This is a genomic window from Gilliamella bombicola, assembly GCF_900094945.1.
GTDB lineage: Bacteria > Pseudomonadota > Gammaproteobacteria > Enterobacterales > Orbaceae > Gilliamella > Gilliamella bombicola.
Window position 1 is genome coordinate 30,258 of sequence record NZ_FMAQ01000005.1, and the last position, 25,632, is coordinate 55,889.

The following is a 25,632-nucleotide window of genomic DNA, read 5'->3' on the forward strand; positions in this document are numbered from 1 at the left end:
TTTTTAACATAAAAACAACTCACCCAAAACACCTAAGATTATGTTATTTGTCCTATTCCGGCGTCAGAATGTGCCGACAACAGAGCGAGGTTAGCACGCCAAACAGGGATGTTTGGCGAGTTTGTGGTGCGCCGGGAGCGCGTCCACAAACGGTGCGTTAAGACCGAGCGGCGGCGGGGACGGCGCGATTGTGGCTTCGCCGCAACAGTGCAACCCTAAGGAAAAATGCCCCAACTTACGCGGGGGCTTTATTCTTTGTTAGATTATCCTCTATCTACACCATAACCGCCCCCGCAGCCCAAGGATTAAGGACTAAGAAATAAAAGCTAAGGTGCAGAACAAAGGCCATAATGGTAGTACCTGGCACTGTTGCTGTTAACGGCGCCGTTCGCCGCGTCGACAATGAAGAAGCCATCGCTACCTGATGCGTCGCTCGTCCAGTAGTCGTAGAAGGAGAAGTCCACATCATACTCCTCCATGTAGCCCCACTCCGTGAAAAACCCAGCACCTATGTGACGCTGGAAATAATTATTAGATGAAGATGGTAAGGCACCAGAAATAGAAGGACTATCTGTTTTGACTGCATTGGTTAAATCCTTTACTTTTGGCAAACGATAACCCAAACTTCTACACCAAAAGGATTGGTAAGACTGACTATCGCTTACATTATCCCGATGGACGAACCACTGCTGTAACACAAATCCATACCTCAACTCATTACCACTACCATCCCTACCTACCAACTCAAAGGTCTGCGGCAAAGAGGGGACATCTAGCGGACTAGGATTACTTGAATTTTTCTGAGTATCATCAGCCCTAGGACCGCTTAACTTAACTCGTGCGACAACATTTCTTCTCTCAATACTAGGAATCCATATATCACTAGGTCTAACGTTTGTCACGGTAGCGGTTATACTACTACCATTCGTGACAACAGACCACGTCAACTGACTTGCATCGATTCCACCTATGTCCAAATCAAAATATAATCCATCAGCACCTGTTGTCGGAAAGTTTCGGTTATAAGATGATGGACTTGTTGACTGAACTAAAAAACCCTTATAAGGGTTCCATATGTTAGTTGCGTGATTGCTTACGAGATAACCATCAAGATTTGGCCTTGCGTAACAAATACGAGGAACATTGTCATACGGATTGATATAATAATCCACCTCAGATCCACTAAAACTACTACTCCTTGGCACCCCATACTGGGTAGTTAAACTTCCCCCTGTACTCATTAAATTTACCCGATAAGGAGCATCACAAATACTTAATGCATCACTACGACTTACTGTTTGACCATTCTTATTCCTAATCCATACCGATATACTCCCTGTAGCAGTAATACCACTTGTACCCTGTCCATCCCCATCATCATCCCCCCAATAATTATATCGAGTGATTAAATCACTTAAATCAACTGAACTAGCCGATGACGGGACTATCATATCTATATCATCCAGAGTATTCCCTGCATAAGGCAATCTTATTGGATTTGATACACTTGATGTATTAGTAGACGGCGTGATGACTGAGCCATCCTGCAACTTAATAGACAACAAACTATCCGTTGAAGTAACCCTTGTTCGACCACCGTCGAACGTTAAATACGGCGCAGTACCTTCAATAGTTTGTGATGTATAAACCGATAACGCCTGTACACTAAACGAAGAAAGTAATAACAAAGGTGTCAAGCTCAGAGAAAATACTAATAATTTCGCTAAATTCAGCGGTAAAAATAAAACTCGTGAGGAATCTTGATAACTACAACTTTGATAACCAAAAAGATACACTGAGGAATTGCAATACATACCAACCAACCTGTTAAGTGAGTTTTTTATAAGAATTTTAGAATTATTTACTTATTCAACTAACGGGACTTTTGTCCTATAACGAAATTATATTCCGCATCATAATGGACAACTAATTTTTTTTTATTTATTTTTGTAAAGTTTTATTAATAAAGTAATGTCTTGAAAAACGTTTTTTTTGCTGTTTTTTGAGTAAAAACAATCAAATAAAAACTTAAATAAAATCAATGCCTTTCCTGACCAATTTTTGGATAGTGATGGTAGCGTTGTCGGGATTGGAAAAATTAGATTGAAGTAAAGGGAATTGAAGTGGTTATTGTGGATATTTGCCGACTCAATAAGTCGGTGATAATTGAGTTAAATTATGCCTCGTTCTAGCTATCTCTTAAATCCACAGTTCGATTATGCATGCGCTTTTCTTCTGTTGCATATGCGCAAGGTGCGTTTTCGTTCAGGTCTTCACGAATACAAAACTCAAGGGTACTCATTTCGACAATGTTTTCTTGCTTGGTCACCCCAATTCGACGGCAAAATTCAAGGATCTAGGAAGGTATATAACCACGACGACGTAATTCTGATACCGTTAGCATGCGTAGATCGTCCCAACCATCGACGATTTTTTTCAGCTACGAGTAGATTTAATTTACGTTTAAATGTAATGGCGTACTCTAAATTTAATTTTGAAAATTCATACTGGTGTGGACGCGCTTCTATCGTAATATTGTCTAATACCTAGTCACGCAAACGACGATTGTCTTGGAATGCAAGCGTACAGAGTGAATGGGTGATGTTTTCAATCGCATCTGAAATACAATGGGTAAAATCGTACATTGGGTAAATGCACCATTTGTTGCCTGTTTGGTGATGCTCGGCAAATTTGATGCGGTATAACACCGGATCACGCATCACAATAATTAGAACAGGGCGAAAAGGAAAATAAAATGAATGAGAGAAGAAATAAAACTGAATTTACCCCATCGGTTCGGGTAGAGTTAAGTTATTTGCAACAGATTGACGGCTTATACTTTTTAAATGATGTATTGTTTAGTGGATTGGCTTATGACCATCGGAATAACTAAACTTAATAAGTATATTTAATAATAATCAATAGAATAATCAATACAGAAGTGAATATTATCACATTGAATTAATAACAGTAATTATGTTATTTTACTCAGTTAGTTTCAATGTATTGATTCATTGATAAATAATGTTTTAAATAGAAGATAACTTAATATGATACTTGCAATTGATGTTTATTACATTGATAACCGCGCCAAATCGGTCGGCGTTTTATTTCATCATTGGACTGATTCAACCTCAGCAATTGAACAGGTAATCACAGATTATCAAGATAATGTTGCGCCCTATCAATCAGGTCAGTTTTATCAACGTGAATTGCCTTGCATTATGTCACTGCTTGATAAAATTGATTTAAGTAAACTTACCTGCATTGTGATTGATGGTTATGTGCATTTGGATGAAGGTAAGATAGGGCTAGGTGGGCATTTGTATCATGCATTAAACAAAACCATTCCTATTATTGGTGTTGCTAAAAAGCCGTTTTCAGGCAATAGCGAGTATTTGATCGAAGTTCTTCGTGGTCAAAGCAAGCACCCGTTATATGTTACCTCGATAGGCATACCGCTAACAAATGCAGCCAATAGCGTGCAATCAATGGCAGGTAAACACCGAATGCCTGATGTGCTGAGCTATTTAGATCAACAAACAAAATTGTTTAAACACGAAGAATAATTTATTGAATTAGATTGAAGTAATGTAAATGAGGTGGCAACTACAATCATTCGCCGACCCAATAAGTCGGCGATAATTGCGTTAATTATGCTTCGTTCCAGCTATCTCTTAAACCTACGGTTCGGTTAAACACAAGCTTATCTTCGGTTGCATATTTATTATCTAAACAGAAGTAGCCTTCACGTTCAAATTGGTAAGCATACTCGGCTTGTGCATGTTGTAAACTTGGCTCAACAAAACCTTGTTTAATAATTAATGAATTAGGATTAATGGTTGATAAAAAGTCCTCGGCTGCACCTGGGGTTGGCGTATTAAATAAACGATCATACAGACGAATTTCAGCCGGTTTGGCAAACTTAGCCGAAACCCAATGAATGACGCCTTTCACTTTACGACCATCTTCCGGATTTTTATTTAATGTTGCAGGGTCGTAACTACAATAGATCGTTTGGATGTTGCCTTCGGCGTCTTTTTCAACGCGCTCAGCACGAATAACATAAGCATTACGCAAACGCACTTCTTTACCGAGTACTAAACGCTTGTAGTTTTTGTTAGCTTCTTCTCTAAAATCAGCTCGGTCGATGTAAATTTCACGCGTGAAGGTCACTTCGCGAGCACCTAATTCTGGGCGGTTTGGGTGATTTGGCATGCTAAGCACTTCGTCAATCGTGTCTGAGAAGTTCTCGATCACAACTTTAACGGGATCTAGCACTGCCATTGCGCGAGGTGCGTTTTCGTTCAGGTCTTCACGAATACAAAACTCAAGGGTACTCATTTCAACAGTATTTTCTTGCTTAGTCACCCCAATTCGACGGCAAAACTCACGGATTGAAGCAGGTGTATAACCACGACGACGTAAACCCGATACCGTTGGCATGCGTGGATCGTCCCAACCGTCAACAATGTTTTCTGATACTAATAGATTTAACTTACGTTTAGAGGTAATGGCATACTCTAAATTTAATCTTGAAAATTCATACTGGTGTGGACGCGCTTCGATCGTAATATTGTCTAATACCCAATCATATAAACGACGATTGTCTTGGAATTCCAGCGTACAGAGTGAATGGGTGATGTTTTCAATCGCATCTGAAATGCAATGGGTAAAATCGTACATTGGGTAAATGCACCATTTGTTGCCTGTTTGGTGATGCTCGGCAAATTTGATACGGTATAACACCGGATCACGCATCACAATAAATGGCGATGCCATGTCAATTTTGGCACGTAGGCAGGCTTTACCTTCGGCGAATTTGCCTTCTTTCATTTGTATAAAAAGAGCTAGGTTTTCTTCAACACTACGATCACGATAAGGACTATTTTTACCCGGTTGCGTTAAAGTACCACGATATTCACGAATTTCATCAGCAGACAGTTCATCTACATAAGCAAGCCCTTTATTGATGAGTTCAATTGCATAATCATATAGCCGGTCAAAATAGTCAGATGAGTAACAAATCTCGCCATCCCATTCAAACCCTAACCAACGGACATCTTGTTTAATCGACTCAACATACTCTATATCTTCTTTAGCAGGATTCGTATCATCAAAACGCAAGTTACACTTACCCTGATAGTCTTGCGCAATACCAAAATTTAAACAAATTGATTTAGCATGCCCAATATGTAAATAGCCATTTGGTTCTGGCGGAAAGCGGGTATGCGTTGTTTTATATTTGCCAGCAGCAAGATCCGCATCAATAATTTGACGGATAAAATTAGTCGGACGAGTTTCAGTCTCTGTCGGTAGTGAACCGCTCATAAAAAAACCTCTGATGATATATTTATTAGTAACAAATTAAGAATATTTGCTTTGCTATTACTTCTTGTATTGGTTGATGAATATAACAAATTTTTGTTATTTCTGAAACGAAAAACAGGCTATTTGTATCGACAAAATTGGCTTTTGGTTAAACAATGCCATTTTTTAATAAAATAACCCATGTGTTAACTAAAAAACACAAACAAAAAACTTCAATAAAATCAATACCTTTTCTGACCACTTTTTGACCATGTTTCCAAATAAATACAGTCGCTATTCATCACCCGATTTTAACGAAACCACAAATCTTGCTCCACCTAATGGACTTGTAACAACAAACGCTTTGCCATCATGAAATTCTGCCATTAATTTTACATAAGCTAAACCAAGCCCATAACCACCGGTTGAACGTGTACGGCTAGTGTCAAGTCTGGCAAAAGGCATAAAAATCTTTTCGCGCGCATCAAAAGGAATACCTGCGCCATCATCATCGATCTCAAGGATAACACGATTTTCATGTTTGGTGATATTTAAAACCGCTTTATGAGCTGCATATTTAAACGCATTAAGTAGCAGATTTTTAACAATGGTTTCAACTAAATTGGTATCAATCATAGCGTATGCATCTTGGCTATTACAAGTTAGTTCAAACTCTTTAGGTTTGAATAACGCCAGTGATTGGCACACCTTTTCACCCCACTCTTTGAGTGCTACACGTGTTAAGTTTAGCTCGATATTGCTTTGCTGCATTTTAAAATAATTCAAGCTGGCATTGATTAATGTTTCAAGCTCGTTAATATCATCACTCATGCCTTTTTGTAAAAGACGTTTTTCTTGTTCGTCGTTAGCTTCTTCAAGCATACTAAGTTCAAATCGCATTCTTGCAAGCGGAGTGCGTAGTTCATGTGCCATTGCATGAGAAATCGTTTGATTGGTACTTACTAAGTGTTCAATATGTGTGCCCATATTGTTTAATACGTTAGCGAGCGGTTTAAACAACCAACCTTTTACATTTTCGGTTCGTGCTTTTAAATTACCTTGTCCTAGTTGTTCGGCGGTCTGCCTGATATTAACCAAATCTTTCCAAACAGCGCTAAACGCCATATAAATTAAAATAAAAAAGATGATGGCACTAAATACAGCCCAAATAATAAGAAAGATGGTCAATGACATGGTGTTGGATGCCAAAATGTCTCGCATAGCAATTGGACCTAATTGGAGCAAATTACCATCTTTTAAATCAATGTAAACGACCTCTCTGTCGCTATCATAAGAAAAGTCCAGTTTGTGTAACTCGTTAAGTACCGCATCGGGTAAGGGTGTATTAATTGGCAAGACTTCAATAGGGTAACCAAAATAAGGTTGTAATTCATTAACCACGTCTTGAAGGGGACGATCTTTGTGCTCGTTAATTTGCATACGAATCAGGTTTACCGTGCCTCGTTGAGATTCTCGAAATACAATATGATCATCAGGCATATCGGTTAACGATGAAGGTAATGAATCGAAAACCAATAAAGCACCATAAGCAATGATACTTTGCAATAAAAGTAAAATGACTAAATAAAACACAATTCGGCGATTAAAAAATAGTGGTTTGGCTAATAATTGGCTCAATGGCTTTCTCCCTCTCGCATAAATAAATAGCCTTTACCACGCACGGTTTTGATGCGCGATGGATTATCTGGATCATCGAGTAATTTTCGACGAAGTCTTGACACCCGTGCATCAATAGAACGATCGCTACCATCAAAATCGATCCCTCTTACCTGAGAAAAAATATCATCTCGGGATAAAATTGTCCCTGCATTATGCGCAAGTAACCATAGCAGATCAAATTCAGCGGTTGTTAAATCAATTTCTTGCTCTTGCAAAAGCACTTTTCGGTTTTCGCCATCGATAACTAAATTGTCAAATATTAGCGTTTTATTATTTGATGGCACAATCAATTCTTTATGATTGTCTTTGTCGGTTTCTATCTGTTTTCGTCTTAATAAGGCTCGTATGCGGGCAAGCAGTAATCTTGGCTCAACGGGCTTAGCTAAATAATCATCCGCCCCCAATTCCAGTCCAACGATTTCATCAATATTATCTTCGCTAGCTGTCATTATAAGGATGTAGTTAGTAAACCATGTGCGTATATCACGACAAATATCAAAACCCGTTTTTTCAGGTAACATCACATCTAATATAACCAGATCTGGATTAAGCTGTTGAATTCTTTCTTCAGCGCCTGCACCGCTATTATGCCATTCAACAAGATATCCTTGCCGAATAAGATAAACTTGAATTAGATTGGCTAACCGCTGATCATCTTCGATGATTAATATACGTTCACTCATTATTTGTTCTTAATTACTGCCACTTTTACTTAGAGATGCCTCATTATACAGACAATTATCCCCTCGTTACAAAATATATACAAAGAGCCTACAAAGTTTATAGTTACTCTATGAGAGAATTTGCGCCAATATCTTTAAATAGGCTATTTTTACATTAAACATGAATACTTTTTCATCAATTACAAACTTTCTTTTTCATCCATCTTATACACAACATCACTCGCCAATTGTCTTGTGTGATTTTGATGGCACAATTAGTGTAAAAGATGTTACCGATACGTTACTGAGCCATTTCGGTCAGGATGGTTGTGATGAGCTTGAAGAATTATGGGTTAATGGCAAAATTGGCTCTCAAGAATGTATGAGTAAACAAATTGCCTTAATGGATGCAAGCTTAGATGAGCTTAATGAAGTCTTATCACAAATCGAAATAGATCCAGATTTTAAATCTTTTATTGATTATACTGAACAAAATAACATCCCTGTTCATATAGTTAGCGATGGGCTTGATTATGCCATTGAGTTTATTTTAAAACGTCATGGTATTAAACAGTTGCCAATTTTTGCCAATAAATTACTGCATAATAATGCGCGCAGTTGGCGCCTTGAGTTCCCCTATGCAAACAAAGACTGCATCAAAAAAAGCGGTAATTGCAAATGTAATCATGTAAAAAAACAACAATATTTTCCACAAATACTTTATGTTGGTGACGGTACGTCAGACTATTGTGTGTCGCATAATGTTGATTTTGTCTTTGCTAAAGATAAGTTGGTTAACTATTGCGAAAAAAATAGCATAGCACACACGCAAATCACCAGCTTTGCCGATGTCACAACCGCATTAGAACAAGCTCAACAGGCGGTTATTCCTGTGATGATGGTAAAAGAATAAGGAACGTTAATGAGTACAATCGAAGATTTATCTTACTTTCTACCAGGTAATAAAAATGGTGTGCTGTTAATTCATGGCTTAACCGGTACCCCCAATGAAATGCGGATTTTAGCTAATGGTTTAAATAAAGCTGGATTTACGGTTTATGCCATCCAGTTAGCAGGACATTGCGGTACGGAAGAAGATCTGTGTAAAACAACTTGGCAAGATTGGTATAAAAGCGTGCAAGATGGCGCCGATTATTTAGCGCAGCATGTAGATAATATCTTTGTTGCCGGGCTATCAATGGGCGCACTACTTGCGCTCAAACTGGCAGTAGACAGACCTGAACAAATCAAAGGAGTTGGCGTGTTAGCGCCCACATTTTGTTACGATGGTTGGAGTATGCCATTTTGGGCAAAAAAACTGTTTTTCTTACTTGTTTACTTTAAAAAATTGGGTATTTTTCAAAAACAGGTTTTCATTGAACAACCACCTTATGGGCTTAAAGATGAACGCATTCGTGCGGTGGTCTCTGAAAGTATGTTAAGTGGTGATGCTGCATCAGCAGGCCTTGCAGGAAATCCATTCCCTGCGCTTGCCGAAATGCAGTTATTGGCAAAAGCGATGCGTAAGCAATTGCCCCAAGTAGTTTCGCCTTGTTTAATTATGCATTCAGGTAACGATGATATCGCCAATATAGAAACGAATGCCAAATTGGTCGAAAAGCAAGTATCAGGACCAACAAAGTTAGTGGTATTAAATGATAGCTATCATTTAATTACCATTGATAGCCAGCGCCGCGAAGTAATCAAGGAGTGTGCTTCTTTCTTTGATAATATAGCAGAAGGAATAAAAGCATAATGTCACCATTAGTTATTTTACTTTGGGTTAGTAACATTTGTTTCGATACTTTAGGACAAGTCGCTTTTAAATTTGCCGCCATCGCACCCAACAATCGCGATGGTTGGTACTATTGGCTAGATTTAGCAAAAAATAAGTGGATTTGGATTGGCGTTACCTCGTATATTGCTGAATTTTTATTATGGTTAGCCTTTTTAACTTTAGTGCCTCTTTCTCAAGGGGTATTACTTGCCTCATTTAATATTATTACTATCATGCTAGTTGGCCGTATTATTTTCAAAGAATTACTAACTAGTTACCGCTTGATCGGAATGCTATTAATCACCGCCGGTGTTGTTTTTGTAGGGATGTCTTAATATGGCTAGATTTTACTTAATTGGTTTTTCTGTATTGCTCTTTTTTGACACAATTGCTCAATGTAGTTTTAAATTAACAGCGATTGAAGCTCAACCGTTAGAGATGAGCATTGAATGGTTAATTCGCGTATTTACTAACCCTTGGATCTATATCTCAATAGCAGGCTATATTCTGACATTTTTTACTTGGATGACGTTATTAAAAAAAGCCCCTGTAGGACCCGCTTTTGCCGCATCACACTTTGAAGTTGTGACCGTGATGGTTGTTTCAATTTGGTTATTTCACGAACCAATTACCTTATTCAAGTTAATTGGTACAATATTAATTGTTTCAGGCATTCTCTTTTTGGCATTAGCAGAAAGTAAATTATCTCAACAAAATCCGCACAACCATTAACCCTAAGCTCCAATCATAATGGAAAGCTGGCCGTTTTATACTTAAGCCTACTTTCCTGAAACTTTTAAAAATTTATACTGTTAATGCTTTTAATAGCGTCAAATTAAGTTGATGCTGTTCTTGCTGCCAATTAAGAAGGTTATTTGGTGATATGCTCGGTTGTTTATCAAGAGAACTAAGCAAACGTTTAAACCAATTAGATGGCTGCCATATTGATAGTTCACCGGTAATATCACTGCCGATAATTCTAGGTTTAATTGACGATATAGTATCAAGCAGATGATACGTTTGTAGTTTGCCTTGATCCCAGTTGGTGTGAACCACCTCTTCGCTTAATACGTCTTTATCAATCGATAAATAGACCGGTTGTGCGCTATGATATTGTTCGGATAAGAAGTTGGCAATAAGGTCATCTGGTGTGGCAAAATGCCTAAAAGCATGTCCTAAGCCAATTTTTTTTGCCCATGCAACATTGACATCTAGGCTCCAGTAAGTCAATTTTTTATGAAGCAGCGGTTTCCATCTATTTTCCCAAAAATGGGCTATACCAATATCATGGGAGGTAATGCCAAGCACATGTACATGACTCACAAAAGGCAAACTTGCCACATAACTAACCCATGATCCACAATGCACACCAAATAGATAGCGCATATTGTCTGGATGATTATCAAAAATCACAACTTGGATCGGATTATCTGCGGAATAGTGCTTTGCTAAACGTTCAATAAGTAGTAATGAAATATGATGAAAATCACCACTGCCCATTAATACCGTGCCATGGCTTTCGGGTAAAGATTGCTGTAATACCTGTTTAAATTGGCTAAATTGTTTCTTAGTGCAACCAAAACGAATTGTATCTTGCCACTGCGTAACATCAACCGTTTGAGCATGACAAATATCACCCACGCTTCCATCAAAGTTGAGAATAATAGGACAGGTCATGCTACTTTCTCCTTATCACTTTCAAAGTGACCAATCAATCTGCGTAATATAGCTCTTAATAATGGATTGCGAATATAAACAAGATGCTTAGTAAAAGTAAATTTTGCACCGAGTGATGCTTTTACCTCAGGATCGGTCCAACCCGCAATATAATGACTAAATCCTTGCTGCAAAGCATATTCAAGATTTACAAACCAGCTTACAAAATAGAGATTGAGCTCTCTTGCCTGTGGATAAACCATACCGATATACTTATCAACTAACATATTGTTCACAACAAAACAAATATTGTACCCCACCAACTTATCATCATGGTGATAAGTCACAATATGCGCATTTTGGGTTTTGCTTTGTAATAACTGAGTAAAAAAGGGTTTAGTCAATAAGTCGAAATGGATTTCACTTTGCTGATAAACATTAAGATATAATTGATAATACTCATCTAAAACCGCTTGGTCATAAAAACACTCATCACCACTATGCAAGATATTAATGGTTAATTTTTCGCGCGATTTTAGTTTTCGCCTAAAATTTTTACGTCTACTATAAGAAAATCGTGAAAAAACCTCATCTATATTTGCAAAATCAATTGGTAGCCAAGCCAATGCTTGTCCTTCAACTTCAATAAAACCCTGTTTTTTTAATGACGTAATAAGATGCATTGAATAATCATTTTCTTTTTCGCTCAGTAAAGGCGATGAGACAGGTATATCTTTAACAATCAAAAAAGGATATTGCTTAGCATAAGCCATTTTAAGATGTTGTGCTAATTGATTAGCATCCACTTTATCATTTAGTAACGCATATTCCGAAACAGTTGCGCCAACAAAACAAGTATTGGGTTGTAAATAGCGCTGCCATTTATGGTAAAAAGGCAGTTTTTGAATTTTATGTCTGAAATCATCATCTGCAGTAGTAAGAAGATCAAACTTGGCAGAAAAAACAGGCACCCCATCTTCACTCAGCCATGCGGAAAATTCTTGTGGAGGATGAGCTAGAAAATTGTCTATTAATTCTTTTGGTTCTAACTGATTGATATATTTCATAACGTTAAATATAAGATTGGCTGTAACTCGCGGTCCCGCCAATAGACATTGACGGGAAAATGAAAATAAAACAATTAAAGCTCTTTTTTGGCTCGAGTAATTAATTGATCCAACAGTTCAATACCCTGATCAATTTCTTGACGAGAGATGTGTAACGATGGGGCAAAGGTAATCACGTTTTTATAGTAACCACCAATATCAAGCACTAAGCCCATTTTGGTACCTTTCCAATCAAGATCACCTGACATACCAATATCAACCATTTTATCAACTAAGGCTTTATTAGCTGTAAAGCCATCTTCTGTACAGATTTCAGCACGAAGCGCTAAGCCTAAACCATCAACTTCACCAATTTCTTTGTGTTTTTTCTCAAGTGTTTTTAAACCTTCAAGGAAGTAAGCACCACTGTCCATGACCATTTTTTCGTAATCGGTTTCAGAAGTCATTTTTAACACTTCAAGACCAACTGCTGTACCAAGTGGATTTGAGGCAAATGTTGAGTGAGTTGAACCAACTGGGAATACTTGTGGATTAATTAATTCTTCACGTGCCCATAAACCACCTAGCGGATTAAGACCATTAGTTAATGCTTTAGCAAAAACCACAACATCAGGTTTGACATCAAAGTGTTCAATTGACCAAAGTTTACCGGTACGGTAAAAGCCCATTTGGATTTCATCAACGACTAATAAAATACCATACTGATCTAATACTTTTTTAAGACCTTTAAAGTAATTACGAGGAGGCACAATATAACCGCCTGTTGCTTGTAAAGGTTCGGCATAAAACGCTGCATATTCCGCTTGTCCAACTTTTGGATCCCAAACACCGTGGTATTCGGTTTCAAATAAACGGGCAAATTCAGCCACCAAATGTTCACCATATTCTTCTGCTGTCATGCCTTTCGGACGACGGAAAGGATATGGGAATGGAACAAACATAGCACGATCGCCAAAATGACCATAGCGACGACGATAACGATAACTTGATGTAATGGATGATGCTCCTAAAGTACGGCCATGGTATCCACCTTGGAAAGCAAACATTAACGATTTACCGCCAGATGCATTACGAACCAATTTTAAAGAGTCTTCAATACATTGTGAACCACCCACATTGAAATGTACTCGTCCTTCATAACCAAAGCGTTTTTCCATGCCTTGGGCAATGGTTTTGGCTAATTCAATTTTAGTTGGATGCAAATATTGGCTAGCGCACTGTGGTAAGGTATCGATTTGCTTTTTAAGCACATTATTTAAACGTTCATTAGCATAACCAAAGTTACACGCAGAATACCACATTTGTAAGTCAAGGAAAGCTTTGCCTTCTTTGTCATACATGTAACTACCTTCACAACCATCAAAGATTTTTGGTGGTTCAACATAGTGCACAGTATCGCCAAAAGAACAATATTTAGCCTCATCCGCTAACAATGTCGCATCATCGGGACGACTGTTAATCATTTCTATAGTTGGTTTACTCATAATTATCTCACTAATCCATATTCAAACACGATAAAATGTGGCATTATTATTCAAGAAATTTGTTTGTTACAATGTATAATTACTGTATGAATTGTGTGACAATAAGCAAAATAAAAAAATATACTAAAAAGATAATAAAATCTGCGAAATGATAACAAGCGCTCTCTTTTATAGATAACCACGATATACGGGCATCAAAAAATGAAAAAAATACCTTATGCACTTTCTTTTTTATCAATAATAGCATTAGGAACTACCCAGATCGCATTAGCTGAGCCCACTTCCCTTGGGATTGGTATTGGTTGGGAAAATTCACCTTATAAAAGTTACAGTGCTCATTATTCCCCTATCCCTCATATTGATTATGACAATGGGCTATTTTTTATCGATGATTTATCCGCTGGATTTTATGTTTATCATTCTGACGAGCAAAGTATTTCACTTGGTGCTCGCTACTTATCTAATGAATTTAAACCACACAATTCAGATAATCACCAATTAAAACAACTTGATAGCCGTCACGCAACATTATTGACGGAAATAGAATATTCCCTTATAACCAACTGGGGAGTGTTTTCTAGTAGCGTTGGGGCTGATATGCTAAATAAAAGTAATAGTATTTTAGTTAATAGCGATTATACCGTTCCTTATATGCAAGGCAATTTCATTATTGCACCAACCATTGGTATAAATTGGGCTAATGGTAAACACAATAGTTATTACTATGGTATTTCGCATAAAGAATCATCTCGTTCAGGATTGAGATACGTCAATGCTAATAGCTCATTGACACCTTACGCCGAAATCGCAGCACAATATTCATTTACCGAAAATATGGCTACTTTTGGCGGTATTCATATCGATAAATTAACTGGCGACGCAGCTGATAGCCCAATGGTTGACAAAAGCACTGTCACCTCGATTTATATGGGTGTATCTTATAATTTTTAATTAATATATATCAGCACTAAGTTATTAGCTGTTTAAGTGAAATAAAATCATTACCACAAAAAACTCAGGAAATAGAAAAGTATGCTTTGGTTTAAAAATGCCATCATTTATCAACTCAATAATGACACATTACTTAATAAAGATGCGATTGAAAACGCACTAAAATCGCATCTTTTTACCCCTTGTGGTAATTTAGACACTACCAAAATGGGTTGGGTATCGCCTTATCATGATAATAATGACGATGCTTTTATTATTGATATGCAAGGGCATTTATTATTAAGAATCAAAAAAGAAACCAAAATATTACCCACCCCTGTTATTAAACAGGCATTATTAGAGAAAATTGATAAGCAAGAACACGCACTCAGTAGAAAACTAACTAAAAACGAAAAAGCTACCTTAAAAGACGAAGTCATGATTGATCTCATGCCAAGAGCATTTAGTAAATATAATCACTATTGGTTGTGGATTGATACACAGAATAAACGCATTATTGTTGATTGTAGTAGCTTTAAACAAGCCGAAGATATCTTAGCCATTTTGCGCAAAGAGCTTGGATCACTTGCATTAACGCCGTTATCAATTGATAAACCACTTGAACAAATTATGACGACCTGGGTTAAAGAAAACCTGAGTTTTCCACCATTTATATTAGGTGATCAAGCCGAGCTCAAAGATCCTCTTGAAGGTAATGGAATTATCAATTGCAAAAACCAAGAGATCACCGGTGACGAAATGCGTGTTCATTTTGATTCTGGCAAATGGGTCACAAAAATTAAAATTATTGATGAAAGAGGTGTTAGCTTTATCATTAATAATGACTTAACATTTAAACGAATTAAATTTGATTCGATTATTTTAGACGAAAATGAAGATATCGGTTCAGATGAATTTGATAAAAGACTAGAAGCTGACTTCATTATTATGGCTAATTCATTAGCCAATACTATTAATGACTTTTACATAACAATTAACAAAATCATTTGATAAAATTATTTAAATTTTTTTTGTATTATACCATCATTAGTTATGGATCTGCCTATTAACTATGCTATACTATGAAACAGATTATGGGTAACATAATTATATAAAAATAAGTATTGTTCTTTTTATTTGAAGTGAATTTTAAACAATAAAAGAAACTAAACATCGTCTATAACAACATATAAGTTGAGGCAATAAAATGAAAAAAACTACTCTAGCTCTAGCAATCGCAGTTGCAAGTTTAACAGCTACTGCAGCTAATGCAGCATACGAAGACAACACTTTTTATACAGGTGCTAAATTAGGTTGGTCAGAACTTTATCGATTAGATGCGAATAAAGTTCGTGTATGGGATAACGTTGGTATTAGCACTTCAAACCGTAGTAATATTGCTGGTGGTGCTTTCCTTGGTTTCCAAGCAAATCCTTATTTAGCTTTTGAATTAGGTTATGACTGGTTAGGATCTGCTAAATACAAAAGATCTTTCCATTATGCAGGCACAAATTATGATGTAGGTCATAGTAAAGTTTCTGCCCAAGGTGTATCTTTAACTGGTAAATTAAGCTACCCTATCATTGACAACCTAGATATCTATGGTCGTGCAGGTGGAATGGTAACTATCGCTAAATGGAAAAACGGCGGTTTAGTAAAAGATGGCGACAAACTTGACAATGGTACAAAAACCGACCTATCTCCTGTGTATGCGTTAGGTCTTGACTATCGTTTCGACGAAGACTTCTCTACTCGTTTAGAATACCAATATGTTCAACATATTCATACTAAAACTGACGCATCTCCAGATGCGGGACTAGTAAGTTTAGGTATTACTTACCGTTTAGGCGCACCAGCTGCTCCAGCTCCAGTTGAGTTAAAAACTGAAGTAAAACGTTATGTATTAAATGAAGATGTTCTATTTGCTTATGCAAAAGCTGACTTAAAAGCTGAAGGCCGTCAAGCATTAGACAACTTATTAACAAGCCTTGTTAAAATTAACCCAACTGAAAGTGCTGTTGTTGTAATTGGCCATACTGACCGTATCGGTTCAGATAGTTACAACCAAAAATTATCAGAACAACGCGCTAATTCTGTAATGAAATACTTAATTTCTAAAGGTGTTCCTGCTAACTTAATCAGTGCTCATGGTGTAGGTAAAACTCAACCAGTAACTGGTACTAAATGTAATGCACTTCGTGGCGCTGACTTAAAAGCATGTTTAGCACCAGATCGTCGTGTTGAAATTGAAGTTAAAGCACGTAACGTTCAAGAAGTTCAAGTAACTAATTCAACAAATTAATTTTTGTTTTTTTAAGTTATTCATTAAGACCCGGTTAAAAGCCGGGTTTTTTTATCTCTCTTTTTTGTTAACAACTAAATATATATCACCTTAGATCTACAAATTATCCACAAAAGGGATTATAATGCTTTACGGTATTGTTAGTAAGAAAAATTGAAGGAGTTGCCGTGCCTACCGCGATTTGGCAAGATTGCCTTTCTCAATTACAAGAAGAAATTCCTACAACGGAATTCAATTTATGGATTCGCCCGTTGCAAGCGGAAATGGTCGATAACAAACTTTATATTTATGCGCCAAATAGATTTGTGCTAGATTGGGTAAGAAATAAATATTTAACTACTATATCCCAATTACTAAATAAGCTTTTTAATGATGATTCTTTAAAATTATTTCTTGAAGTTGGCTCGACCGTATCGACAGATAAAAAAGCCCAAAGTAGCCAGCGCAAAATGGATGTTTTACCAGCTTGGCAAACAACAAAAGAAACAAATCAAAATCATATTTACCGTTCAGGTATTAATCATAAACACACTTTTAATAGTTTTGTTGAAGGTAAATCAAACCAACTAGGTGTTGCGGCGGCAAAACAAGTAGCTGAAAACCCCGGCAAAGCTTATAACCCATTATTTTTATATGGCTCTACTGGTTTAGGAAAAACGCATTTATTACACGCAGTGGGCAATCAAATAATGGAAGAAAAGCCCAATGCAAAAGTGGTTTACATGCATTCAGAACGCTTTGTGCAAGATATGGTGAAAGCACTACAAAATAATGCTATTGAAGAGTTTAAAAATTACTATCGTTCAGTTGATGCTTTGTTGATTGATGACATTCAATTTTTTGCTAATAAAGAGCGCTCTCAAGAGGAGTTTTTTCACACGTTTAATTCGTTATTAGAAGGCAATCAACAAATTATTTTAACCTCGGATCGTTACCCTAAAGAAATTGATGGTGTTGAAGACCGGTTAAAATCACGTTTTGGTTGGGGATTAACCATTGCCATAGAGCCCCCAGAGCTCGAAACGCGGGTTGCCATTTTAATGAAAAAAGCCGAAGAAAATCATATTAAGCTACCTGAAGAAGTTGCTTTTTTTATTGCTAAACGATTACGTTCCAATGTTCGAGAGTTAGAGGGTGCACTTAATCGCGTCATCGCTAATGCTAACTTTACGGGAAAAGCCATTACCATTGATTTTGTTAAAGATGCCTTAAAAGATCTATTGGCGCTACAAGAAAAACTGGTTACCATTGAAAATATTCAAAAAACCGTTGCCGAATACTATAAAATTAAAGTATCAGATTTACTTTCTAAACGTCGTTCGCGTTCGGTTGCAAGACCACGACAAGTCGCAATGGCGCTTGCCAAGGAGCTCACTAACAAAAGCCTACCTGAAATTGGTGACGGCTTTGGTGGAAGAGATCATACAACCGTATTACATGCGTGTAGAAAAATTGCAGAATTAAAAGAAGAAAGCAATGCAATTAAAGAAGATTATTCCAATTTAATTCGAACATTATCAACTTAAAAAAGAATCAATACTATGAAATTTATTATAGATCGTGAAAAACTGATAAAACCCTTGCACCTTGTCAGCGCTCCACTGAGTAATCGCCCGACGCTACCAATTTTGGGGAATCTATTATTACAAGTCAATGACAACAGGCTATCAATGACGGGAACGGATCTTGAAATAGAGATGATATCCCATCTACAATTAACCGAACCAAGTGAGCCGGGTGCAACTACCGTACCAGCAAGAAAGTTTCTTGATATCTGCCGAAACTTACCTAATGATGCCCAAATATCGATAAGCGTTGACGATAACCGATTGATGATTCAATCCGGTCGTAGTAAATTTTCTTTAGCAACGCTACCTGCTAATGATTTTCCTAATTTGGAAAATTGGCAAAGCGATGTAGATCTTTCTGTTCCACAAAAAACCATAAAACGACTGATTGATGCAGTACAATTTTCAATGGCAAACCAAGATGTCAGATATTATTTAAATGGCATGTTATTTGAAATTGAAGATGGCCTATTAAAAACAGTTGCAACCGATGGACATCGATTAGCACTATGCGCACAACCAATAGAACAAGATACACAAACTACTCACTCCGTTATTTTACCAAGAAAGGGGGTGCTTGAGCTTGCAAAACTGGTTAGCGATAACGACGAACTTATCACGATGCAAATTGGTAATAATAACTTACGTGTTAACCTTGGTGATTTCACTTTCACATCGAAACTCATTGATGGCCGATTTCCTGACTATAAACGCGTATTACCACGTAACCCAGATAAACCACTTGAAGTCTCTTGTGAAGAACTTAGAAATGCCCTATCACGGGTTGCTATCTTATCTAATGAAAAGTTCCGAGGTATTCGACTTCATGTCCATAACAACCAAATAAAAATTACTGCAAACAATCCTGAACAAGAAGAAGCTGAAGAAGTTGTTGACGTAAAATATGAATCAGCAGAGCTTGAAATTGGCTTCAATGTCACCTATTTACTCGACATATTAAATACATTGAAATGTGATAGCGTACAACTATTACTTACTGACGCCGTATCAAGTGTGCAAATTGAAGATATCAACAATCAATCTGCCACTTATGTTGTTATGCCAATGCGCTTATAATCAACTCTTACTTAATTTTCCGGCTTCGGCCGGAATAATTGATAGCATATGACTCTTTCAACCATCAACGTACATCATTTTCGTAATATTGATTACGCAAAACTTACCTTATCACCGCATTTCAACTTCATTGTTGGCGATAATGGCAGTGGCAAAACTAGCCTACTTGAAGCCATTTATATGCTTGGGCATGGACGAGCATTTAGGCACGCGCAATCAAATCGCATCATTCAGCACGAACAGCCTGAATTGGTATTATTTAGTGAAATAAAAAACACCAACCAACAAACACATTCAATTGGCCTTGCTAAATCACGCAATAGTGAAAATAAAATCAAAATAGATGGAGATGAAGGCTTTCGACTCACTGATCTAGCCAAATTGCTCCCTATCCAACTCATTACTCCAGAAGGATTTGACTTATTAACCGGAGGACCTAAATATCGACGTTCATTTCTCGACTGGGGGTGCTTTCACCATTACCCTGAATTTGTCCATTTATGGAACAACTTAAAACGTCTATTTAAACAACGCAACGCACTACTAAAGCAAGCTAAAAATTATAACCAATTATTACCTTGGGACAAAGAAATCGCGCCCATTGCAGAAAAAATTAGCCAAATCAGAGCAGATTACTCACAACAAATTTTCCCTGAAATAATCCAAACGTGCCATGACTTTTTACCCGAATATAAGCTAAATTGCCAGTATTTCCAAGGTTGGGATCACGACACAGATTATGCTCTAATACTCCAAAAACAGTATGAACGCGACAAACTACTCAACTATACCTCGACCGGCCCGCATAAAGCGGATATTCGCTTACGCATCGACAATATCCCCGTTGAAGATCTATTATCACGTGGGCAACTAAAGTTATTAATGTGTGCTTTACGCCTATCGCAGGGTGAATATTATTCAAAGAAAAATACCCAAGCTTGTGTTTACTTGATTGATGATTTTGCATCTGAATTAGATAATAACAAAAGAACATTATTAGCCAAACGGCTCAAACTAGCTAATTCACAAGTATTTATTACAGCCGTCAATCAATCGCAAATTACCCATATGATCGATGAAAATGATAAGATTTTTTACATAAAATCTGGTATAATCTCGTAAATATACAGAATGATATAAACAATCAAATAAGTCGAGAAATCCATGTCTAATTCTTATGATTCTTCTAGCATTAAAGTACTCAAAGGACTTGATGCTGTCCGTAAACGTCCAGGTATGTATATTGGTGATACTGATGATGGCACAGGACTTCACCATATGGTTTTTGAAGTGGTCGATAATGCCATTGATGAAGCATTGGCCGGTTATTGTCACCATATTGAAGTAACCATCCATCCCGATAACTCAGTTTCTGTACGTGACGATGGTCGAGGTATTCCAACAGGTATACATGAAGAAGAAGGCATCTCAGCTGCTGAAGTTATTATGACTGTATTACATGCTGGCGGGAAATTTGATGATAATTCTTACAAAGTATCTGGTGGCTTACACGGTGTTGGTGTTTCAGTGGTAAATGCTTTATCGGATAAATTAGAATTAGTGATTTATCGTGACGGAAAAATACACCAACAAATTTACAACTTAGGGGTACCACAAGCACCACTTAACGTGATTGGCGAAACCACAGAATCAGGCACATACGTCCGCTTCTGGCCAAGTCCTGAAACATTTACCAACATCGAATTTGTCTACGAAATACTCGCCAAACGACTTCGTGAACTCTCGTTCCTAAACTCAGGTGTATCGATAAAATTACTTGATGAACGTACAGGCAAAAATGAACATTATCATTACGAAGGCGGAATCCAAGCTTTTGTTGAATATCTCAATAAAAACAAAAACCCGATTCATCCAAAAATATTTTACTTCAGTACAGAAAAAGATGATATTGGCGTCGAAGTTGCATTACAGTGGAACGATGGCTATCAAGAAAATATCTATTGTTTTACTAACAACATCCCCCAACGAGATGGCGGCACACATTTAGCCGGTTTCCGTGGTGCAATGACGCGCACATTAAATAATTACATGGAAAACGAAGGATACAGTAAAAAAGCTAAAATCAGCGCTACAGGTGATGATGCGCGTGAAGGTCTAATTGCTGTTGTATCAGTTAAAGTCCCTGACCCTAAATTTTCGTCACAAACCAAGGACAAGTTAGTCTCGTCAGAAGTCAAATCAGCTGTAGAATCCGTCATGGGCGAAAAGTTAGCAGAATACTTACTTGAAAACCCATCCGATGCCAAAATTGTCGTCGGCAAAATCATCGACGCTGCAAGAGCTCGTGAGGCTGCGCGCAAAGCACGCGAAATGACACGACGAAAAGGCGCATTAGACCTTGGTGGCTTACCGGGTAAACTCGCTGACTGCCAAGAAAAAGACCCTGCTCTATCAGAACTTTACTTAGTGGAAGGGGACTCGGCAGGTGGCTCGGCAAAACAAGGTCGTAACCGCAAAAATCAGGCAATTTTACCGCTTAAAGGTAAGATTTTAAATGTCGAAAAAGCACGTTTTGATAAAATGCTCTCTTCGCAAGAAGTCGGTACATTAATTACCGCACTGGGTTGTGGAATAGGTCGTGACGAATATAATCCAGACAAAATGCGTTACCACAGTATTATCATCATGACCGATGCCGATGTCGATGGTTCGCATATTCGTACTTTATTATTAACGTTCTTTTATCGTCAAATGCCAGAAATCATAGAGCGTGGCTATGTTTATATTGCGCAGCCACCTTTATACAAAGTCAAAAAAGGCAAACAAGAACAATATATCAAAGACGATGATGCCATGACGCAATTCCAAATCGCCTTAGCGCTTGAAGATGCCTCGTTACACGTTAATGATCATGCCCCAGCACTTGCTGGTGAAGCATTAGAACGACTGATTGCAGAATATCAAAAGGTTGAAAAGCTAATCACCAAAATGGAACGACGCTATCCAAAAGCACTACTTTCCGAATTGGTGTACCATGATGCACTAAATGAAAACATCCTACAAAGCCAACAACAAGCAGAGAATTGGGCAAAAACACTTGTCGAAAAACTTACAAGTAAAGAACAACATGGTAGCAGTTATCGCTATTCAACTGACTACAATGAAAAGACCCAATTGCACCTGCCGGTAATTAAAGTCAAAACGCACGGTGTTGACACGAATTACACGTTAGATCAAGCTTTCATTCACAGCAATGAATACCGCAACATTTGCCACCTTGGGGCACAACTCAAAGAGCTACTGGAAGACAGCGCATTTATCCAACGCGGTGAACGAAAACAGCCGGTTAGCTCGTTTGACGAAGCTGTCGACTGGTTAATCAAAGAGTCTCGCCGTGGCTTAACGATTCAGCGCTATAAAGGTCTTGGTGAAATGAACCCAGAACAATTATGGGAAACAACAATGGATCCAACTAGTCGTCGCATGTTGCAAGTCACCATTAAAGATGCAATTGAAGCAGATCAATTGTTCACCACATTAATGGGTGATGAAGTTGAACCTCGTCGACTATTCATTGAAGAAAATGCCCTTAAAGCAGCGAATTTAGATTTCTAAAAATTGTCGTGATAAAAAAGTAAAAAGACCAGACGTAATGTCTGGTTTTTTACTAGATATGGAATAAATGAGTTTTATTTTATGAAAAACAAAATAAAATCAATTACTTTTCTAACTTATTTTGCTAGGGATTTTTGGCTTTGCATGATGTCATTTTGAGGGCCAAGCAGTTGATGTTTTAGATATAACTAAATCAAAAACCATTCGTGCTTCGATCGGGAAGTTGCAACCTAACATGCGTATGTCTCTGGTTTAGTGATATCTCCTTACCTTCGACTTTTTTATCAGCAAGCGCGTGATAATTTTGGATTAAAAGTCTTGGGTAATAAGTTAATGGCTGTGCTAGCAGTGCTAATTTTACTGTTAGGCATATTAATATTATGTCAAACATTTAATAGATGCCTTTCATCAAATTAACACCGCTGTATTAAAATGCACAGCAAAACACTTACCCTTACCACCAACTGCTTGGTTATTCTTACTTATTTTATATTAATCATTACATACCCCTAATCTTATTTACTCGTAGCTCTTACCTCGCGTGGGGGCACAGTTCTTTATTAGTTTGTCCAACTAAAGTCATATTCCCCCGAAGCAAGGATTAAGAACTAAGGGGTGACACAAACTGCCTTCCTATAATAAGCAGTAAGCGTCTGCTTCTCCCATACGCCACCGCTGTCCGAGCCGACAGCAGTGCCCATTTTGTCCTTGATATCACTCATCCAGTACAACCCTTGGAAGAAGTTTGCATTAGCGTAATGCTTCATGTCTCCCCACTCAGTAAAAAAGCCTGAATTTATTGGACGCGTATTAGTATCATATCCAGGAGGATAAGTTGGGGATTCGTTGCAATTTCTACCACAAATTTTGAAAGTCAAGTCCTTGGTCCGTGACAAACGATAGCCTAAACTACTACACCAAGATGATTGGCTAGCTTGATTTCCTAATTCATTACCCCGATTGACGAACCACTGCTTCAACACAAATCCATATTTTACCACCACATTACCACTTCTATCCCTGCCTTCCAGCTCAAATGTCTGTGGTAAAGATGGCACACTTAAAGGACGTGGGTTACTTGAACTTCTCTGCCTACGACTTGCTCTAGGACCATTTAACGTTACCCGCGTTACATACTTGGATTTATCCTTAATAATCCATTTATCGTATAGTATTATGTTTCCTACTGAGTCTGTGTATGAACCAGTATTAGGCCTTGTCCACTTCACTGTAGCAGTTATTCCTCCCCGAGTAACAGGAGACCATGTCAATTGACTTCCATCCACTCCTGCTATGATTAAATCAAAGTATAAACCATCAGCACCTGTTGTCGGAAAATTAAGGCCGTAAGAAGATGGATCGGTTGATTTAACCAAAAAGCCATTAAAACTATCAAATCTCTCGCCTATACTAGGAGCAGTATTTGGCCTTACATAACAAACAGATACAGACGGACTCGAATCAAGAAAATACCTCGCTGTTTTAGAGCCAAAATTTGTTCTATTTGGTATCCCGTACTGTGTTATTAACTCCCCACCTGAACTATTTAATATTATCTGATAAGGTCCCCAGCATGGATGCAAACTATCATTACGACTTACGTTAAAATTAAATTTATTTCTAAGATCAAACGATAAATCCCCGCTCGCCTTAACCCCATTAGCACCCTGTCCATCGCCATCATCATCTCCCCAATAATGATATTTATTCACTAAATCATTGAAACTCACTGAGCTTCCTGATTCAACTGATGGTGGTACCAACATCCCTATACTACTAAAAGAAGTCCCTACAGGTAAAATTATCGGATTTTCTTTACTTGAAGGATTGCTTGATGGTGTAAATACCCTACCATCCGGTAACTTAATAGCCAATAAACTATCCAATGAAGTCGCCTTAGTTTGGCCACCATCAAATGTAAAATATGGTGCAGTACCTTCAATCGTTTTTAATGTCTTAGTTGATAAAGCCTGAGCGCTAAACGAATACATTAATAGCGACAAGGGTACAAAAACCAATAACGATTTTGATAAGAATGCCGATTTTGATAAAAAGGCTAAGAATTTCGCTAAATTTAGCGATAGAAATGAAGTTTGTGAGAAATCTCGAAAACTAAGGTAATTAAAAAGATTTAAAATATAGGTTTGCCAAAAGCGATGCCCGATGCCCGATGCCCGATGCCCGATGCCCGATGCCCGATGCCCGATGCCCGATGCCCGATGCCCGATGCCCGATACAACTCCATGATACTGCATAATATCCTTCCTGTCAATTAACTTTTTGTTTTATTTACTTTTTTTATTGCTAATAGCTCACAAAATAAGCTTCTTATGCTAAGCCTTTGAAAGTATAGCTTATTTTAAAAATGGGTAACTATTTTTTTTGTTAAAATTTGTAATGTTTTGCTTGGATTAAAGTTAAGCTTTCACAAAGAAATGTTAAAAAATGTTTTTTTGGGATTGTTTTCGATTAAAAAAATAACATAAAAATTTCAATAAAATCAATATGTTTTTTGACTTATTTTTTAGTAACTCTTATATCTT

Annotated in this window: 21 protein-coding genes and 1 pseudogene; 13 read left to right on the plus strand and 9 right to left on the minus strand. The window is 37.4% G+C overall.

Annotated elements, in window-relative coordinates; all coding sequences use genetic code 11:
• Nucleotides 1-326 precede the first annotated feature (326 nt).
• The gene (locus GA0061081_RS06075) at nucleotides 327-1,814 is read right to left on the minus strand and encodes a hypothetical protein (protein WP_091348280.1); all 1,488 of its coding nucleotides are present in this window, start codon (nucleotides 1,812-1,814) and stop codon (nucleotides 327-329) included.
• A 425-nt stretch (nucleotides 1,815-2,239) separates the two neighbouring features.
• A pseudogene (locus tag GA0061081_RS11340) lies at nucleotides 2,240-2,726 on the minus strand (glutamate--tRNA ligase family protein); the annotation flags it as partial.
• 29 nt (nucleotides 2,727-2,755) lie between these two features.
• On the opposite strand from GA0061081_RS11340, the gene GA0061081_RS11090 reads away from it, so the two are divergent.
• Together GA0061081_RS11090 and GA0061081_RS06085 are read left to right on the plus strand one after the other, a co-directional pair.
• Entirely contained in the window at nucleotides 2,756-2,893 is a 138-nt protein-coding gene (locus GA0061081_RS11090; protein ID WP_167349317.1) for a hypothetical protein, read from the plus strand.
• A gap of 157 nt (nucleotides 2,894-3,050) precedes the next feature.
• On the plus strand, nucleotides 3,051-3,569 hold the full coding sequence (locus GA0061081_RS06085) for an endonuclease V (RefSeq protein WP_091348284.1): 519 nt from the start codon (nucleotides 3,051-3,053) through the stop codon (nucleotides 3,567-3,569).
• An 85-nt stretch (nucleotides 3,570-3,654) separates the two neighbouring features.
• Here GA0061081_RS06085 and glnS read toward each other — a convergent pair whose 3' ends face one another.
• The 3 genes from glnS to GA0061081_RS06100 all read right to left on the minus strand — a co-directional run bounded on the left by glnS (nucleotide 3,655) and on the right by GA0061081_RS06100 (nucleotide 7,673).
• Nucleotides 3,655-5,331, minus strand: a complete 1,677-nt coding sequence (gene glnS, locus GA0061081_RS06090) for a glutamine--tRNA ligase (protein WP_091348287.1) — start codon at nucleotides 5,329-5,331, stop codon at nucleotides 3,655-3,657.
• Between the two features lie 273 nt (nucleotides 5,332-5,604).
• Entirely contained in the window at nucleotides 5,605-6,948 is a 1,344-nt protein-coding gene (locus GA0061081_RS06095; RefSeq protein WP_091348292.1) for an ATP-binding protein, read from the minus strand.
• Nucleotides 6,945-7,673, minus strand: a complete 729-nt coding sequence (locus GA0061081_RS06100) for a winged helix-turn-helix domain-containing protein (protein WP_091348296.1) — start codon at nucleotides 7,671-7,673, stop codon at nucleotides 6,945-6,947. Before GA0061081_RS06100 ends, GA0061081_RS06095 begins: the two co-directional genes overlap by 4 nt.
• A gap of 160 nt (nucleotides 7,674-7,833) precedes the next feature.
• On the opposite strand from GA0061081_RS06100, the gene GA0061081_RS06105 reads away from it, so the two are divergent.
• From GA0061081_RS06105 to GA0061081_RS06120, 4 genes are read left to right on the plus strand one after another with little or no spacing between them, the layout of a single operon-like run.
• Nucleotides 7,834-8,565 (plus strand): MtnX-like HAD-IB family phosphatase, encoded by a 732-nt coding sequence (locus GA0061081_RS06105; RefSeq protein ID WP_091348299.1) that lies wholly within the window; start codon nucleotides 7,834-7,836, stop codon nucleotides 8,563-8,565.
• A gap of 9 nt (nucleotides 8,566-8,574) precedes the next feature.
• On the plus strand, nucleotides 8,575-9,408 hold the full coding sequence (locus GA0061081_RS06110) for an alpha/beta hydrolase (RefSeq protein ID WP_091348302.1): 834 nt from the start codon (nucleotides 8,575-8,577) through the stop codon (nucleotides 9,406-9,408).
• Nucleotides 9,408-9,764: an EamA family transporter gene (locus GA0061081_RS06115; RefSeq protein ID WP_091348305.1), complete on the plus strand. Its 357-nt coding sequence runs from the start codon at nucleotides 9,408-9,410 to the stop codon at nucleotides 9,762-9,764. Before GA0061081_RS06110 ends, GA0061081_RS06115 begins: the two co-directional genes overlap by 1 nt.
• Nucleotide 9,765: 1 nt before the next feature.
• Nucleotides 9,766-10,161 (plus strand): DMT family transporter, encoded by a 396-nt coding sequence (locus GA0061081_RS06120; RefSeq protein ID WP_091348309.1) that lies wholly within the window; start codon nucleotides 9,766-9,768, stop codon nucleotides 10,159-10,161.
• A 72-nt stretch (nucleotides 10,162-10,233) separates the two neighbouring features.
• Here GA0061081_RS06120 and GA0061081_RS06125 read toward each other — a convergent pair whose 3' ends face one another.
• The 3 genes from GA0061081_RS06125 to GA0061081_RS06135 all read right to left on the minus strand — a co-directional run bounded on the left by GA0061081_RS06125 (nucleotide 10,234) and on the right by GA0061081_RS06135 (nucleotide 13,636).
• A complete protein-coding gene (locus tag GA0061081_RS06125; RefSeq protein WP_091348313.1) occupies nucleotides 10,234-11,106 on the minus strand; it encodes an arginase family protein in 873 nt (290 codons plus the stop codon).
• The gene (locus tag GA0061081_RS06130) at nucleotides 11,103-12,152 is read right to left on the minus strand and encodes a GNAT family N-acetyltransferase (protein ID WP_091348317.1); all 1,050 of its coding nucleotides are present in this window, start codon (nucleotides 12,150-12,152) and stop codon (nucleotides 11,103-11,105) included. The genes GA0061081_RS06125 and GA0061081_RS06130 overlap by 4 nt, the downstream gene beginning before the upstream one ends.
• Before the next feature lie 74 nt (nucleotides 12,153-12,226).
• On the minus strand, nucleotides 12,227-13,636 hold the full coding sequence (locus tag GA0061081_RS06135) for an aspartate aminotransferase family protein (protein WP_091348319.1): 1,410 nt from the start codon (nucleotides 13,634-13,636) through the stop codon (nucleotides 12,227-12,229).
• Between the two features lie 201 nt (nucleotides 13,637-13,837).
• On the opposite strand from GA0061081_RS06135, the gene GA0061081_RS06140 reads away from it, so the two are divergent.
• The 7 genes from GA0061081_RS06140 to gyrB all read left to right on the plus strand — a co-directional run bounded on the left by GA0061081_RS06140 (nucleotide 13,838) and on the right by gyrB (nucleotide 23,089).
• Nucleotides 13,838-14,587, plus strand: coding sequence for a MipA/OmpV family protein (locus tag GA0061081_RS06140; RefSeq protein ID WP_091348322.1), 750 nt, complete (start codon nucleotides 13,838-13,840; stop codon nucleotides 14,585-14,587).
• An 81-nt stretch (nucleotides 14,588-14,668) separates the two neighbouring features.
• On the plus strand, nucleotides 14,669-15,577 hold the full coding sequence (locus GA0061081_RS06145; protein ID WP_091348325.1) for a recombination-associated protein RdgC: 909 nt from the start codon (nucleotides 14,669-14,671) through the stop codon (nucleotides 15,575-15,577).
• 196 nt (nucleotides 15,578-15,773) lie between these two features.
• Nucleotides 15,774-16,868, plus strand: a complete 1,095-nt coding sequence (gene ompA, locus GA0061081_RS06150) for a porin OmpA (RefSeq protein WP_091348328.1) — start codon at nucleotides 15,774-15,776, stop codon at nucleotides 16,866-16,868.
• 167 nt (nucleotides 16,869-17,035) lie between these two features.
• Nucleotides 17,036-18,394: a chromosomal replication initiator protein DnaA gene (dnaA, locus tag GA0061081_RS06155; protein WP_091348334.1), complete on the plus strand. Its 1,359-nt coding sequence runs from the start codon at nucleotides 17,036-17,038 to the stop codon at nucleotides 18,392-18,394.
• A 15-nt stretch (nucleotides 18,395-18,409) separates the two neighbouring features.
• Nucleotides 18,410-19,513, plus strand: a complete 1,104-nt coding sequence (gene dnaN, locus GA0061081_RS06160) for a DNA polymerase III subunit beta (protein WP_091348337.1) — start codon at nucleotides 18,410-18,412, stop codon at nucleotides 19,511-19,513.
• 48 nt (nucleotides 19,514-19,561) lie between these two features.
• The gene (recF, locus tag GA0061081_RS06165; RefSeq protein ID WP_091348341.1) at nucleotides 19,562-20,635 is read left to right on the plus strand and encodes a DNA replication/repair protein RecF; all 1,074 of its coding nucleotides are present in this window, start codon (nucleotides 19,562-19,564) and stop codon (nucleotides 20,633-20,635) included.
• Between the two features lie 42 nt (nucleotides 20,636-20,677).
• The gene (gene gyrB / locus GA0061081_RS06170; RefSeq protein ID WP_091348344.1) at nucleotides 20,678-23,089 is read left to right on the plus strand and encodes a DNA topoisomerase (ATP-hydrolyzing) subunit B; all 2,412 of its coding nucleotides are present in this window, start codon (nucleotides 20,678-20,680) and stop codon (nucleotides 23,087-23,089) included.
• Between the two features lie 608 nt (nucleotides 23,090-23,697).
• Here gyrB and GA0061081_RS06180 read toward each other — a convergent pair.
• A complete protein-coding gene (locus GA0061081_RS06180) occupies nucleotides 23,698-25,344 on the minus strand; it encodes a hypothetical protein (RefSeq protein WP_141683347.1) in 1,647 nt (548 codons plus the stop codon).
• Nucleotides 25,345-25,632 lie beyond the last annotated feature (288 nt).